Source organism: Anaerostipes sp., from assembly GCF_018381315.1.
Classification (GTDB): domain Bacteria; phylum Bacillota; class Clostridia; order Lachnospirales; family Lachnospiraceae; genus Anaerostipes.
Genome location: NZ_JAGZSD010000005.1, coordinates 214938 through 230897 on the forward strand (window position 1 = coordinate 214938; position 15960 = coordinate 230897).

General features: G+C 34.7%; 11 protein-coding genes and 1 CRISPR repeat array. All 11 genes read right to left on the reverse strand.

Features of this window, described 5'->3' with window-relative positions:
- Positions 1–8: 8 nt before the first annotated feature.
- The 11 genes from KH180_RS06025 to cas6 all read right to left on the reverse strand — a co-directional run bounded on the left by KH180_RS06025 (position 9) and on the right by cas6 (position 15757).
- Entirely contained in the window at positions 9–1112 is a 1104-nt protein-coding gene (locus tag KH180_RS06025; protein WP_290757790.1) for a type III-B CRISPR module-associated Cmr3 family protein, read from the reverse strand.
- Positions 1112–2761: a type III-B CRISPR-associated protein Cas10/Cmr2 gene (gene cas10 / locus KH180_RS06030; protein WP_290757793.1), complete on the reverse strand. Its 1650-nt coding sequence runs from the start codon at positions 2759–2761 to the stop codon at positions 1112–1114. Before cas10 ends, KH180_RS06025 begins: the two co-directional genes overlap by 1 nt.
- Positions 2762–2778: 17 nt before the next feature.
- A complete protein-coding gene (locus KH180_RS06035) occupies positions 2779–3939 on the reverse strand; it encodes a hypothetical protein (protein WP_290757796.1) in 1161 nt (386 codons plus the stop codon).
- Positions 3940–4313: 374 nt separating this feature from the next.
- A CRISPR array of direct repeats spans positions 4314–6758; the repeat unit is 30 nt; unit sequence ATTTCAATACATCTAATGTTTTTGTTTATC.
- Between the two features lie 404 nt (positions 6759–7162).
- The gene (gene cas2, locus KH180_RS06040) at positions 7163–7453 is read right to left on the reverse strand and encodes a CRISPR-associated endonuclease Cas2 (protein ID WP_290757799.1); all 291 of its coding nucleotides are present in this window, start codon (positions 7451–7453) and stop codon (positions 7163–7165) included.
- The gene (cas1b, locus tag KH180_RS06045) at positions 7454–8452 is read right to left on the reverse strand and encodes a type I-B CRISPR-associated endonuclease Cas1b (RefSeq protein ID WP_290757802.1); all 999 of its coding nucleotides are present in this window, start codon (positions 8450–8452) and stop codon (positions 7454–7456) included.
- Positions 8453–8463: 11 nt separating this feature from the next.
- Positions 8464–8964 (reverse strand): CRISPR-associated protein Cas4, encoded by a 501-nt coding sequence (cas4, locus tag KH180_RS06050; RefSeq protein ID WP_330624444.1) that lies wholly within the window; start codon positions 8962–8964, stop codon positions 8464–8466.
- A gap of 11 nt (positions 8965–8975) precedes the next feature.
- On the reverse strand, positions 8976–11543 hold the full coding sequence (gene cas3 / locus KH180_RS06055) for a CRISPR-associated helicase Cas3' (protein ID WP_290757804.1): 2568 nt from the start codon (positions 11541–11543) through the stop codon (positions 8976–8978).
- A gap of 72 nt (positions 11544–11615) precedes the next feature.
- The gene (gene cas5b / locus KH180_RS06060) at positions 11616–12374 is read right to left on the reverse strand and encodes a type I-B CRISPR-associated protein Cas5b (protein WP_290757806.1); all 759 of its coding nucleotides are present in this window, start codon (positions 12372–12374) and stop codon (positions 11616–11618) included.
- A 3-nt stretch (positions 12375–12377) separates the two neighbouring features.
- The gene (locus KH180_RS06065; RefSeq protein ID WP_290757808.1) at positions 12378–13319 is read right to left on the reverse strand and encodes a type I CRISPR-associated protein Cas7; all 942 of its coding nucleotides are present in this window, start codon (positions 13317–13319) and stop codon (positions 12378–12380) included.
- On the reverse strand, positions 13320–15044 hold the full coding sequence (locus tag KH180_RS06070; RefSeq protein WP_290757810.1) for a CRISPR-associated protein: 1725 nt from the start codon (positions 15042–15044) through the stop codon (positions 13320–13322).
- A gap of 11 nt (positions 15045–15055) precedes the next feature.
- Positions 15056–15757, reverse strand: coding sequence for a CRISPR-associated endoribonuclease Cas6 (cas6, locus tag KH180_RS06075; RefSeq protein ID WP_290757813.1), 702 nt, complete (start codon positions 15755–15757; stop codon positions 15056–15058).
- Positions 15758–15960: the final 203 nt, after the last annotated feature.

The following is a 15960-nucleotide window of genomic DNA, read 5'->3' on the forward strand; positions in this document are numbered from 1 at the left end:
ATCCTCCTCTATAAACAATAGTTATAACCAGCCGCCTGCAGATTGGACTGCCGGATCATTTTAAACAAATCTTTTTTATGATCTGTGTAAATAATACTTCCGGCAGAAATCATTCTGAATAAAGCCTCATCTTTCTTAAACCGTTTATTGTACGATAACATTTTATCAGTGTTTGTACTGAGGCCCCGATATTCCACCGTTTCAATCACAGAAAAGTTTTGCAGATCCTTAAACTTCTCTTTATAATTTGATACATAGGAATCTGACAAGAAGTAAATAAGGTGGTCTAAATCTACATTTCCCTTTTTAAATATTTTTTTCATCTGCAAATGCTCCAGTACATTTTCATAGCTATCAGAAATCATTTGAAAGTGTACTTGAAACAAAGACTTTCCCTGTCCGATATAAGCTAACCTGCTTTCATCCTCCTTCCAGATATCCTCTTCTGTTTTCACAAAAACCCCAAATGAATAGTCGTTCATTTTCGTCTGCTTTAAATATTTATAATCTTTTTTAAAGAATCCCGAATTATCAGTTCCAACTTTCGTTCCTGACTCTGTTTTTTTGATTCCAACTCTTGAATCCGTTCCGAATATCATATCCCTTGATATTCTTCTGCCGGACTCCACATCTATAAAATCATCCGTCACACCTTTCTTCACATCAAAGACAGGAATTCTCATTTCCCCTTCCTCTGTTTCATAAAATGATTCTGACAATTCCCATGGGGAATAGAATTCTTCCCCATTTTTATGGTTTTTCGGCATCGGCATATAAATTGATGCCTTTCTTTCATCGTTCTTGCATTGATTATATATAAAGATTGGTGAGATTCCCTTGATTGATCCATACTCTTCCGGAGGGTTTTCAATAGAAAAACTTCTTCTTCCAACTGCCTTCTCATTTGCTCTCTTTTCTTCCACTGAATAGTCAAAATCAGATTTTATATGCTTTAATCCCAGATACCTTAAAGTTCCCAATATTGTAGACTGAGACGGAACTTCTTTGGACTCAGCATAATATCTGATATTTCCGGTATCAAACCCAAAGGATCTTTCATTCCCTAAAAAGTAAGGCTCCAGCGGCTTGAATAATACCCTATATGTAGCCATTATGCATCACCTCTCTCTTCCTGATAAAATTTCATAATTCGGATCATCGTTTCCAGGCACGCCAAGGAGTCTGTCCTGTCTTTATTTAAACATTGAATTTCTTTCTGTTTTTCCAGCATGAAAAATAAACCAGTTACATCTCTTATATACTTTCTTTCCTCTTTCAGAGAAGTATCCTCACTGTCATCATTTTCGTTAAAAATATTGTGATGCCGATTTGAAAACAGATTCTCCACCAGGTTCTGAACAATATGATTTTCATATTCCGGTGCTGCTTCTTGTTTTAATAATGCTTCTTTTATTTCTTTTTCATGCAGGCCAAATTTCTGCATCAATGACCGCAGAAAATTATCATCAAGCTGCCAAATCTCATCAAACAGCCTCAGCATTTGCTGATACGTTTCATTGTTTGAAAATTTCAAAACATGAATGCCATTTTTCTGCCCTGAATGTTTCATCAACTCCACAACCAGTCCGTTCTTTTCACCATCTTTTGCTCTGCTCAACAGCATAAATGCTCTTTTCAGACTCTCATACAGAGGATAACTTTCGTGATGAATCGCAACTCCGAACGAAACAGACAGTGGATTTTCATCCTCTTTTATCAAATACTTATCAAATTCCTGTTCAAATACGCCTTCCAGCTTTTGTACTAACTGAAAAATGCTCCTTTTTTCGTTCTCCAGAGGTGCTAAAAACAAAAGATCATCTCCGCCGGCATAGATTGTAACACCGCCATATTCATGAATTGCCGCCGCTGCTTTTTTTGAATAACGAAAGCATGTCTTTGAAAATTCACGAATAGCATCATGATTATTTTTTTCTTCTGAAAAATCCCCTATTGATTTTAAAATCTTTGTCAAATTATCTCCATCAGACTGTACAAATGCATAATATTGGTATTTCTTTTTATTGGTCTTTTCCTTTTTCTCTGCTGTATTTCCGGCAATGTCAGAAATATTTTTGATTTTGCCGTCCTCCATCAGCTGCCAACTATCATTCCTGATTATGTCCTTTGCAAGAAAACTGGATTTCATATAAAAATTTTTTCCTTTTGATTCGTCATTTTCTTCCGGGGTCTCCTGATTCAACGCTTCCTGATTTACAAGCATTTTTAAAATATAATTTTTTTCTTCTTTGGTATTCACTGTTTTCATTAATTCCAGGGAATCCAACAGCGGCCCCAGCACAAGAATTGGATTATCATTTTCTTCTACAGAAGCTTTCACTGCGTGGATCTGCAGATAATTACGCATAAAGTCCCGATACTTTTCATATTCTTCATCCTGTCTGCCTTTGCCGGCAAGATCAGCATAAAATTCGTCTGCTATCTTATCTTTTATCCATGAAATTGCAGCTTTTACAGTATCCATTTCATTTGTTCCTGCCCGAAAAATAATCCGGTCGTGGAAAAGTCCAACTCCCTGCGCTTCTTTTATTATTTGTTCTGTTTCCTGGTCAAGGGCAGGACAGACAAACTCTTTCTCCTCAATCCCCTCATCAATTAATTTTTCTGCTAAATTTTTTGCAATATAAGAAAACAGATAACTAGCTCCCCAAAGCCCGGCCGGCGATGATGATAATAGCAGTGTATCTACAATCGGACCGATTGTAATTCCTATGTAATCTGATTTACCTTCATTCTTCATCTTCTTTTCTCCTCATATTAGTTGATTTTCTCCAATCCATATTTATTTCTATTTAGAATGTATGAATCCAGCATATTCGTAATATCGTAACTTTTCGATCCGGGTATTTTAGCAGTAAATTTCTTACTTGTAGAATATTCAAAAACAATATCCAGGGAATTGGATTTTTCTTGAAGTTTATGGACAGCTTCTAAATCAAATAATAAGAATACAGTTTTAAAATCAACTGCTGGAATAAACCTCATCGGTGAGGCAAATCTGAAGTTCTTTTGCTCTTCTCCGTTTTCATATACTTTTATTTTAAATTCTTTCTTGTTTGATGACTGATAGTGATCAGCAAACCCCAGCAAACCTCTAATATACCAAATTTTCTCTTTATTTTTCAAATCAATGTTCTTTAAGGTCAGGTACATAGCATTTTTTTCATGAATGACAGAACTCCTGTCCGGATATGAATAATCATTAAGCATAAAAGATCCACTGTTTTTCTCTCCACTTTTTATGTCGCGATTGAAATCTTTAATTTTTTTTAAACATTGTTCATAAGTGCCTCCAATTTTATTTAATTTATATAACTGAATTCTTTTGTTATCTCTTTTATTAAATGTATTTATATATTTCTCAATTAACTGTCTTTGCTTTTCTACCGTTGTCTCCTCTTGATCTACAAAAAAATATCCATAACCCTTATCCTGTCTAAAGCCAAAAGTTGTCCCCGATATGAACTCTGGAAAAATATCTTTGACCAGTTCTTTTAACTCTTTATTTTTGCATAATACTTCTACAATTATTTGACCATAGTATGAATTAAATCTAGGGTCAGATCCTGTCCAAAAATATGCTCCTATTGCCGAGGTTGAATTCACCGTTTTTTTATAAGATCTTATTGTTGACTGGTCTATGCCCGTTTTAATTCTCAATTTATAATCATACGCAAGAAGCATCCCTTTCTCCGTGTCGCCTTCTGATAAAAACCAGTCTTTATCGCCGTATGACAGCCACTCCTGTTTGATCTCAATCTCATTCTTTTTTATATACTTACTTATATATCTATCCAATTTCGGTTTCATCTCTGTGGCCCGGATAGAGTTTCCCGTCTCATTTTTAAAATGAATTAATGGAGTCAGCTGAGACAGCTTAAATTCCAGCATACAGCTTCCTAAAATTTTTTTATTCATTGTATAATCCTCCTTATTTTCTAAAAATAAAGACAGAAATTGCATATTTGCAACTTCTGTCTAATTATTTTTATACAAAACCCACCTATAAGAACAGTTATAATTAACCGTTCCCAAAAAATTGTTATCCTTTTTACTAACTTGTATTTTTACAACTTTATTCCAAAATCTATGTAAAATTTTTTGCATTGTCATATTCATATTTTAATCCAAATCTTTGACCATCCTGTTTCTTATTTTACCACAATCGCCCTATTTCCTCAACAAATTCCAACAATATATTCTCAAATAAGATTCGAAATATCTAGGCTACAAAAACGTCCCTCTACATCAAGTGCTTTTGCTAATCGGTCAACTGTAAACAAATTTCATTTACTTTAGTACATCTAATGTTTTTGTTTATCCCCAGACTGCTCATTACAAGAAAGACTCAACATCATAATTTCAATACATCTAATGTTTTTGTTTATCAATAAAATCACAGCGACTTTAATAGATCCAAAGTCATTTCAATACATCTAATGTTTTTGTTTATCCCCAAAAATGCGTCTTCTGTTTTAAAAGAAAAACGATTTCAATACATCTAATGTTTTTGTTTATCGGAACGCTTTACAGGCCGCAAAGGTAGAAGATCCATAATTTCAATACATCTAATGTTTTTGTTTATCAAGTACCCAGGGATGGGATAACGAACGCTCGGAAAATTTCAATACATCTAATGTTTTTGTTTATCAATTTCTGAATACTGTGATCTGGCATTGGCTTTAAATTTCAATACATCTAATGTTTTTGTTTATCAAGACAGAACCTGCAGGGAATGTCAAAAAAAGTAGATTTCAATACATCTAATGTTTTTGTTTATCTGGCTGTCAGCACTATTGGGCTATCTGTAGCTGCATTTCAATACATCTAATGTTTTTGTTTATCACGACCACACAACTACAGAAATCGGACAGTTGGGATTTCAATACATCTAATGTTTTTGTTTATCCTTTATAACCTTTCCTCATCACATATTTACTCAGATTTCAATACATCTAATGTTTTTGTTTATCTACTTAATTGCTAATAGGGCTTGTGCGGGGTATAGTCATTTCAATACATCTAATGTTTTTGTTTATCGCATGAAAATTATAATTGAGACGAGCAACTGGGAACAATTTCAATACATCTAATGTTTTTGTTTATCCCACTGCCGCTCCCGTAATCGCATTATAAGTATCAAATTTCAATACATTTAATGTTTTTGTTTATCTGATTTGTAATCATGTCTACGTAACCGCATTTATAATTTCAATACATCTAATGTTTTTGTTTATCCATAATCGTTTTTGTATAAGTCCATCATCTCTTTTTATTTCAATACATCTAATGTTTTTGTTTATCGCAAACAGTGAGATGCAGCAGCTTTCTTTTCTTGTATTTCAATACATCTAATGTTTTTGTTTATCTCTTTTTTTCTATCTCTTTGTAAGATATTCCATTATTTCAATACATCTAATGTTTTTGTTTATCAGGCTGGATCAAGTTGGACTGGTCAAACAGTGACAAATTTCAATACATCTAATGTTTTTGTTTATCCGTTGCTCCCGTCTCTCCCTTTGGCCCTTGCGGACATTTCAATACATCTAATGTTTTTGTTTATCCAACAATCAGCTTTTTTTTCTGCTGTAGAATTAAAATTTCAATACATCTAATGTTTTTGTTTATCCGTATTCTAAGAATGCAGTAGTGCTGCAGGCATAGCAATTTCAATACATCTAATGTTTTTGTTTATCTTTATTCTACTGCTTCTGTTTCCTTCATCTTTTATATTTCAATACATCTAATGTTTTTGTTTATCAGGGTGAGAAACGAAAGACAAAGGATGGTAAAACTTATTTCAATACATCTAATGTTTTTGTTTATCTTTTTTGGCTTACAAGTGGTGGATGATTTACGCCAATTTCAATACATCTAATGTTTTTGTTTATCATAATGTGGGAAGCCGGGTCTGCTATACGAAGAAATTTCAATACATCTAATGTTTTTGTTTATCATTTTTAACATTGAACTCGAAGAAGAAAGAGGCGAATTTCAATACATCTAATGTTTTTGTTTATCGAAAACTACTGGAATTATGAATATTGTATCAAGTATTTCAATACATCTAATGTTTTTGTTTATCGCACAACTTCCTTTACGATTAACCGGTCTTCTTTATTTCAATACATCTAATGTTTTTGTTTATCTTCTGTCCATCTTATCACCCCTTTAAGAATTCAAATTTCAATACATCTAATGTTTTTGTTTATCTCACATGAGTGGGTTTTCTGCGAAAATACAGGGACTATTTCAATACATCTAATGTTTTTGTTTATCTTGTTCATCTTTCATTCCATAATAGTTCTTTGCTCATTTCAATACATCTAATGTTTTTGTTTATCCACTGACTTTCATAAGTCCCTTGGCTGTCCACTCATTTCAATACATCTAATGTTTTTGTTTATCGATGATGCAGTCGGGCGAAAACTTCATATCGGTGAATTTCAATACATCTAATGTTTTTGTTTATCTGTTTTTCCTGCAATCTGGTGCACGTGTGGCTCTCTATTTCAATACATCTAATGTTTTTGTTTATCCTCTGTAAACCTACTTAAAAACCAGTTGCCAATGTTATTTCAATACATCTAATGTTTTTGTTTATCTAAATTCGCCGTAGAGTTTTCGCATCTCATCCCAGCATTTCAATACATCTAATGTTTTTGTTTATCAAAAAAGTATATCTTAATTAATATACAAAATTTAAAATTTCAATACATCTAATGTTTTTGTTTATCCCCTGTATTTAAGCCATTTCTATTTTTTATCTTATCCCAAATCCCCTTATTTTTCAACGTTTTTTAAATATTTTCCCAACCTCAGTTCTAAAAATCGAATTTTCTTCCACAACACCTCTCAGCCCGCATAAACCTTGACTTTTTTCACTCTTTCATAAAAATGAGGTTGGGAAATCATACTCTCTGGAACATCCTGTATTTTACACTCTACCATCTGGTTTATTCCCACATAAATAAATATACCTTCTGGCACACCGAATTTTATATCCTACGGATAGACGTGCTCTGCACAGCAAAGTATATAGAGAAAGGTACCTGCTAAATAGGAGGTGCCATAAGACATTATTTTTCTTCACTATCGGAAAGAGACCTTCCCAGGGTCTACTGGAGATAGTGGAGAAAACTCATATAATCAAATCTTCCCCCACATTATCTTCCGGATTCCCCAGTATCTCTTCCCCAAACACATTATCATTCATCAGTTTAATAATGCAGACAAAATCTTCATCTTCATCCAGCACTTTTTTAAGATCATCTCTTAGCCTGATCAGTTTAGACGGAGACATTTCTCCTCGGAATACAGATTTCTGAAAATGAGTCAGATATTTTTTACAGATTTTAAATACCTTTTGAACTCGCTTTTCATTTACGTCGTAAAATACAAAGGCATAATTATAATTTAGTTTCTTTTTCATCTACATCTTCTCCCTTAGACAAAACGGCCGAAATTCTTTATCCTCCAATATGAACTTAATTAATTTATAACAGTCCAATTTAATTGCAGTACGGTATGTGACCTTTCTTTTTAACTTTGGATGCTGAAATGCAGTCTCCAGCCGCTTCTCAAATGCCTCAATAAATATTTTCCTTCCATCCTCATTCAGAAGACAATAATTTACTCTCTTATCAAAATGTTTTTTTACCTGAAGCTGCTTCCGATTTACCAGATCAAAGATGGTCCGATACACAATAACAGGCTTAAATACTTCACACATATCAAGACTCAATGAAAATCTTCCCTCGGATGGCTCATGGAGAAAACTGATTCTTTGATCCAGGTGTGTCCGGTAAATAGCTGAGATTGTTTTTGCATACAAAAGAGTATTTCCAAAAGATATCAATGCATTGATCGGATTATCCGGCGGCCGTTTTACCCGTTTATTCATGACGAAATCTTCCGGCAGAAAACTCTTAAAATCCTGATAAAATCTCTGCCATGCTTCTCCTTCCACAGACATGAGCTGTTTTATATTGGATGCCTCATCTATCTGTCTGATAAATTCACTTCCAAGCCAATCAACGGTTTCCTTTACCGCATCATTGTCATGTTTATAATAGTGATATAAAACCTCCTTGATATTTTCTCCAATTCCGCACACAATGGCTCTTGAAATATTCACCCGTTTCGTCTGGTGTGCTTCTGCCTGTTTCATTAAGAGCCTGCCGCTCATATACTGAGGTTTGGGATAAAATGTGCCGCTGTATCCTTCATAATAGTTAAAAAAATGGACTACCACATGATTCTGTGATAAGAAATCCAGGAGTTTTGAATTAATGGATACTTCATTCAGACAGTAAATCTCCTTTGTATTTTCAATTGGTATGTAAATATTCTTTCCGTCTTTTCTGAAACAAAGGGAATTATCTTTCCTTGTTAATTCACCCATAGATGTAATATATTTTGTACTTCCCATGCCTTCTCCTCCTACGCTATATAACAATATTCATAATACGCACATTTTTTACATTTTGGCTTCTCCAATACTTCGGGAACCTTTTCACTTTCCAGCAACACTTGAATCTGCTCCACATATTGATTTAATTCTTCTTCCAATTCCGATGTCAGTTCTACAATTTCAACCTTTTTATCCTTTTTATTTTTCTCCACAAATTCCAATCTTCCTTTTCTCACAATCCCATTTCTTTTCAATACTTTTAAATAATATAAAAGCTGCCACTTTGCTGCTTCCGGATCAGCATCTGACTTTTTGATCTCTGTTAGATATTCTTTTGTCAAACGGTCTAGTTTAATATTTTCGACAGCTAGCTCTGTGTTCTTTCCCTGATTCGCTTTTTCCTCGTGGATCGCCTTTCCGATTTTAACCTCCTCGCTGTTATCTTCCAGATTCATCCGGTTTCCGAATAAATAACACTGCCGTTTACAGTGAAAATAATAGTTGATTAATGTTCCATTGATCTCCATCATATACCTCCATCTTAGACGAAATCTGGTGTACCATCTTTTCCTTCAAGCAGGATTTTGTTTAGCCGTCCATTTCGATAATATTTTTCCCCATCTTCAATCATATAAAGTTCGCCGATTCTGTCACTGTACATTAAATCTGTTTTCTGTATTGCATAGGTAAAATAGTTCATTTTACTTCTGACTTCAGACAGCAAATATTTTTTCTTTGAATAATCCATCTCCTGATCCATGAGAAGTTTCTTATATTGATCCCAAACCTCTTTTCCATCAATCAGTGTTCCATCTTCCTCTTCCACTTTTCGGCAGAGATAAACCGACATACTCCACATATCATCCTGAATCAGCTTCATTCTTTCTTCAATTTTATAGTGATCCAAAAGACCTAGAACTGAGTTAAAAAACGCGGTGATACCATGGTCTCCTGCACTTGAAATAAATGTTTTTTTCAGCACTTCTAAAACAGGACTATAGTATTTCTGAAAATCTTTTTTTAAAAGAATTTCTCTCATTTCTTCGTTCGCCAAAGTATATTCCAAATTTTCTATTCTGGCATCTCCGTCCCTGTAGATATGTCTCGGATCGTCCATCTCAAAAAAATATACAACAGCACCGTGCTTTTTGCAGGATCTGTTGATTCTTCCCAGGAACTGTTCCTCACTGTCCAATTTGGACCAGTTTTTATATCCGATGTCCATATCAATATCCACACCGGCCTCAATCACCTGAGTTGAAACCAGGATCATTCCCTGTTTTCCTGCAGAATCGATCTTCTTCAAAATCTGCTTCCGTTCCAGAACACTCTGATCTCCTGTCAGCAATTCTATCGGAAGTTCAAGCCGTCCGTCGTCCTCCAACATTTGAAAAAATGCATAGGCGGATTCTTTTTTTATGAATTCCACTAAGATCTTTTTCTTCAATTTTTGCTGGTTTAAAACATGCTCCAATAAGTCTTCCATGGATAAGTCGTTTCCCATAAGACTGAAGTCAGGATGTACTCTGTTTTTAAAAACCGGATGGGAAAAGAATTTTTCTCTGTTTCTGATTAATGGCACGGCGTTTTCCAGATCCGGTGACAGCACATCCAAGTTCGGTAATGTTGCAGACATTATAATAACTTTCATATTGAGAAACTCTGCGAATTCTTTTAAAAATAAAATAATCTCTGTCCAGATACTGTTTCTGTAACTCTGAATTTCATCTAAGACAAGGATACTGTCCGCCAGCTGATGAAATCCAAAAGCACTTTCTTTCCGTCTTCCGAACATAGTATCAAACAAACTGACATGGGTTGTTAAGATCATCGGATAGTTCAGAAACTGACGGTTCAGCAGCGCTTCCTGAAAATATTGGAGTTCATCTGCTTCTCTCTTTGAACGATCCATAGGAATGGGCTTCATAGAATTCAAAACTGCAATTTCTTTTGCTGTATCTGTTCCTTCAAAAATCTTTTCCATGGATTCAAGATTTTGCTCAATCAGGGTATTAAACGGATACACATAAAATATTTTTCCAATGCCCGTATTTTGCTTCATAAGATGAAAACTTAAATTAACTGCAGTGTTCGATTTTCCGCTGCCCGTGGGTGCTTCAAGGAAAAATATATTTTTATCTCGATGTTTTTCTAATTCTTTTTCAGCATCCAAAAAAAGCTCCGTTCTCAGTATATTGATTTCCGTTTCTTTAAACAGATCTTTTTCTTTTGAATATTTTTCCTGCTCGTATTTTCGAATTCCCTGATAAAGTTTTGTATCCTGATATTGTCCAGAAAACTCATCAATATGCTCCATTCCGCCGAAATTCCTGATTTTCACATCATTCATATATTCTGATGTGGCATAGTGATCACTGGCAATCAGCAAAGAGTACATCAGGCGTTCATATGCATAAAACAGGATCTGTTTACTTCGGCTTTTTTTATCACGGGCTGCTGTTCTAACATTCCCTGCTGCTTTGCCTAAACTCTCTCTTTTTAACCTGCACTTAAATTTTCTTTTATAAAAGTTCAGATTCTTTTCCTCTTCCAAGGTTTCGATCAAGTAATAAACATCTTCATAATCAAAACTTTTCAGATATATTTCAAAAGAATCCAAACCACTGTGATGTTTTGCAATTAGGTAAGAGTTTAAAAACAAAAATTCTTTCAGCTGTTTTTTATCAGCAGGCTCCAATTCCCATACTTTTTCCATAAAATATTCAAAATAAAGAACTGATGAAATCAGGGAATGATAATTATTAGTAAAAATCGGTTTGGCATCCGGCATTTCATGATCCATCTTTTCTTTTTGAAAATACGGATTTACTTTTCCAAAATCATGGAACGTAATTATTCCAAATATCATTTTCCTGAATACTTTTTTGGCTCTATCGCTGAATTCATCAAAATATTTCTGTTCAAAAAACTCCATACAGCGTCCTAAATCCTTGGCTTCAAAAAGTTCCAGAAAATAAGATTCTGCCAAATTAGTATGTTCCTTTAATGTTTCTTTTGACCTGCCGCCTTCCTTCGGTCTATGGGCAAAATATCTCTCCGGATCTTTGATTAATTTCTCTATTTTTACGACATCTTCATCAAAATACATTAGAATCCCCCTATATCATAAAAACCATCGAAAAGAATCCTGCTTGGAGACAGAATTCTTTCCGATGGTATTCTAGTAAAATGCAATAATATGTTTTCCGGCCCGGTACAGCGGCAGTCCACACTCCTTTACATACTGGTTTGTAAAAACAAAAGGCTCTGTGATATAAAGGTTTGTATACGGATCCAACGCATACGGAAGACCTTCTTCATATTTATAAAAGTCTTCTTCCTCCTCGTCATCTTCATCCAGATATGCAAATGTGACCTTACTTTTTGGTACAAAGCAGTCCAACTGTCTGTTTTCCGTAGAAATTTCTTCCAGCGTTAGAATCTGCGGGTTCACAAGGTCTGCAGGATGATCATTTTTTCCAAGGTATGGTGAATAGACACAGCGGAAGTCCAGCAGAGCTTCTGAAAGAATCCGGCTTTCCCCGCAGTCCAGCAAAATATAAATATCCCACTCCGGTGATTCCAGCCACTGTTCTTTTACAATCAGATTACCTCCCTGCTCTTTGGAAGCATACCCGACGGAATTGTTAAAGTACTGAATCTTTTTCGGAATCCAGCCTTTTTCATTTTTGGGCACAATGGAAAATCTGCAGTCTTTGAGTCTTTCATAAAACTCCGGAAACCCCGGTTCTATCTTTAAATCCTTTTTCTGATTTTCTGTTTTTATTGATTCATAGCCAGAATAACCAAGCACTGCTCCAAAAATTCCAAGAAGAACAATTTTATGAATCTGACCATAAGTGAAATAATAATAACTGTTCACATCCGGCTTCTTGAAAAAAGCAGTCCTTCCTTTCAGAGTAATCTTGCATACATCCATCCGCTACACCTCTTTTTGTGTAATGATATCGTAGTATTCTGCACCTTGGATTTCACAGTTTAATTTTGTTGTATATGGATTATAATAAATCTCAATCTTCTTAATTTTGTCAGCAAGGGCATTTAAAAATTCTGTATGTTCAAGTGTAATCACATTCTTATCCCCGTCCTTTATAAATGTGATATATTCAGAAAGGTTCGGAAGGTATAAATCCGGCTCTGTCTCTACAAACAGTGCAAATTCATTTTCACATCCTTCTTTTGAATTGGTTGCAAATGCTGTCGCTGATACTAAAGCTGTGCGTTTAAAGTTCTCATAATCTTCTTCTGTATACCCTTCGGTCACGCCCAGTTGGACAAACTCTTTATATGCCATAGGATTTACCACAAATGGGTAAAAATAATGGGCTTCATTGCTGACAATTTTTGTTCCCAGCGTGGAATTTTTGGCTTCTTCTTTTTTATCATCTTTTGACCCATCTCTAAATGGAGATAAAATCTGCTGTTCTTCAGGACTGGTTCCCTCGTATTTGTTGAATCCTTGTCCAAATTGAACTGCCCCAGTAATGGATATATTATTTTTTTCTTCAGCAAATGTGGCACCAAAATTTTTTACGTCCACTGCCTGAAACAAGTTTGTGATAACTTCTTTTGTATCATTACATTTTTTCAGATCTTCTATATCATATAAGTGTTCATACCGCTCTTTCAGAGAATTTGGTACTAATGTCACTTCTCCTTTTTTTCCATTAGAAAATTTCATGGACTTAATATAAAGAACTTTCTTCCCTTCATTATCCCACATCTTTTTCATAGGATATTTTAATGCTTTGTCACTTCCAAAGGTCATCCCATCCTGCGTTGTCTTTGGATATCCTGTAAAATCAGCATTCCAGTTTGCCATAATTGAGGAAATCCCTAAAACTCCATATACTCGTTTATCCATCTACTTGTCCTCCTTTGATACATAAATCAAACTGCTGTGCAGATATCCCGCTATCATCAGATCCTGTTGAATTTTCCCTTCTGGTTCATATTCCGTTATCATACAGTACAGCTGATTAAAATGTTTACTCCATATATCAATTTCATAATTATATTTCTTAAAAAACTGCACCAACTTTTCCTTCAGCATCGCATCTGTTTTTGCGTTCAAAAATGGATTTGCCAGTGCATGGGTTTTTCTCTTTCCTTTATTTAAAGAAATATAATACTGTACCAGCTGTCCCACTGCAAAAAAGTATTCACCATCTGATTGTATATTCTGTGTTTCTTTTGCTTCCAGTTTTGTTTTTAAATCAGCTACGATCTGATCAATTCTGCTTCCCATCGTATCCTCCTCTTTATCTGAAAAATATTCCAACAGTGAATGGCGTAGATTAAAACAGTCCATGGCCTTAAAAATATATCCTTCCTCCAGTGCCCCCAATACCAAATCCAAAGACACTCTCTTTAAAACTTTTGCGGCATGAGCCGTTTCATCTTTATAAAGCCAGTCAAAAATTGCTTCCCGCGCATGTATAAGATTCCTTTTGATGTATCCATCGTTCATTCCCAGCTTATCCTGCGGAGTAAAATAATTTCCTGCAAGAAATTTTGAGAAGAAAACTACATCTAACAGCGTCTGGATTTTCTCCTTTTTATAAAACGTTCCATATTCCGTTCCTTCCTTATGCTCTTTTGGAGTATATCCAAGAGCGTTCCGATACTTAAATGGCTTATTTACCGAAGGATGGTAGCAAGAAATAATATCACTGCTATGAATTTCTACTTCTTTTCCTTTTTGGATTCGTAAATAAACACCATTAAAATTTCTGTCTATCATCTCCTTATTTTTGTATGCACGGATTGTCCTTTCTTCTGTGTCGACATATACATTTGATTTCCCCACCATGGCATAATTCATCAGATGATCAAAGAATTTCTTCTGCATCAGTACCTCTTCCTTATTTAAAAGAAATGGCACCTCTGTTTTTTTTGTTCTGCTGGACAGGTAAGTTTTTTTTGCATTCATCCCAAGATTATTATTCGGAAGACCGTAAATTTGCTCTTCAATCTCCAGGTTATAGTCATTGCTGTTATAAATATTCGGAACCAGATACCGATCATTTTCTCTTTTATACTGTTCCATTGGAGCTTCAAAAAAGATTTTCAGATAATCTTTCTTTGAAAGATCCACATCCAATTTAAAAATATGATCTTTTATCCACTGGCGGTATTGATCTGCAGTATAAAGAGGAATCTCTCCAATGTCTTCCTCCAGCTTTTGATAAATCTTTAATGTCTGACCTTTGTATTTCAGTTCCGGATGACTGACCGCATCAAAATATCGGTCAATCGCTTCCATGTTTAGCTTTCCATTTTGGAGACTCTCCTTCTTTACAAAGAACGAAAGATAATTATTGGAATGAATAATTTTTTTGTTGTCCTGCGGCTTATTCATATCAATCAGCCGGCTGTAATAATCATATTGACAAATTTGAGCAAAAAAACGATTCGTACGATTGATTTCACCAGTTTTCTTATCCAATTCTATTTCCACAGGCTCACTTAATGTACCGTCTTCCTTCACAATCAAATAAGTCCCATTCGCCGGTATGTAAAAATCAAAAAGCAAATTATTGTTTTTCCTTAATTCCTCTCTAAATATTTCTGTACACTCTTTAAGCAAAATGCAACCTCCTACATCCACCGGTAATTTACAAATCCAGCTCCGCGGGCATTAATTTCTCCCAATCCTGTACCTAATGACATGTAACTGAGTTCCTGTGATAACTCATTATCTGCAACTTTTAATGCAATCTTATCTCCCAGCAGCTTTATCTTTTTGTACGCGACTGCGATGGGTGCTCTGTTTTGAACTTGAATCATTCGGATGAACTCAAAATCTTCCTCTATTTTTGTACTGCAGAAATTATTATACTTTTTGATTAAATTTACTGTTAATCTATTCTCATATTCCTCCAACGAAAAAAATCCCCTCCAGTAGCGTTCCGCTTTTACAATCACCGGGGAGATAGAATAAATCGTATCTATAATTTTATGTTTCTTGGGAATGATTCTAATATCACAGGTCAATGCCTGCATTTCTTCGGACCGTTCATTCTTTAATTTTTCTGAAAAAACCTCTGCAAGCCTGGGATCAATTGTACGGATTGTAATCACATACACCTTGTCCTTCTTGTATACTTTGTCTTTTTCCAGCGGATACGGATTCCCGAAAGAATAATTTTTGAACTGATTTGTCTCATGAAATTCCAGAAGTGCTTCGTCTCTGCTCAGGCAGATGTCAATCAGCGCTGCCGTCTTTTTTTGAACTGTCTCGACTGGTATATCCTCTAATAAATATACCTTTAAGCGGACTTCGAATACTTGTAAATCCACTGCCCCACCCCTTCCTTTTGCATTTTACCCTCATATCATATGTGTTTTGATATGGTTCATTAGTTTCTTTTATACATAAACCATTCTATTGTTCTATTTTACTATATTTTTCAAAAAAATACAACTTTTTATAGCTTTTTTTAACAATATATATCATTAATTCATATAATTAGAATAAAATTAACAGCAAAAGGTTTAAAACA

What these genes read in the sequence shown, in the direction of transcription:
- cas2 (WP_290757799.1), bottom strand. Translation starts at nt 7,453, where the DNA reads ATGAAAAAGAAACTAAATTATAATTATGCCTTTGTATTTTACGACGTA.
- cas4 (WP_330624444.1), bottom strand. Translation starts at nt 8,964, where the DNA reads ATGATGGAGATCAATGGAACATTAATCAACTATTATTTTCACTGTAAA.
- cas3 (WP_290757804.1), bottom strand. Translation starts at nt 11,543, where the DNA reads ATGTATTTTGATGAAGATGTCGTAAAAATAGAGAAATTAATCAAAGAT.
- cas10 (WP_290757793.1), bottom strand. Translation starts at nt 2,761, where the DNA reads ATGAAGAATGAAGGTAAATCAGATTACATAGGAATTACAATCGGTCCG.
- cas1b (WP_290757802.1), bottom strand. Translation starts at nt 8,452, where the DNA reads ATGGGAAGTACAAAATATATTACATCTATGGGTGAATTAACAAGGAAA.
- KH180_RS06065 (WP_290757808.1), bottom strand. Translation starts at nt 13,319, where the DNA reads ATGGATAAACGAGTATATGGAGTTTTAGGGATTTCCTCAATTATGGCA.
- KH180_RS06025 (WP_290757790.1), bottom strand. Translation starts at nt 1,112, where the DNA reads ATGGCTACATATAGGGTATTATTCAAGCCGCTGGAGCCTTACTTTTTA.
- KH180_RS06035 (WP_290757796.1), bottom strand. Translation starts at nt 3,939, where the DNA reads ATGAATAAAAAAATTTTAGGAAGCTGTATGCTGGAATTTAAGCTGTCT.
- cas5b (WP_290757806.1), bottom strand. Translation starts at nt 12,374, where the DNA reads ATGGATGTATGCAAGATTACTCTGAAAGGAAGGACTGCTTTTTTCAAG.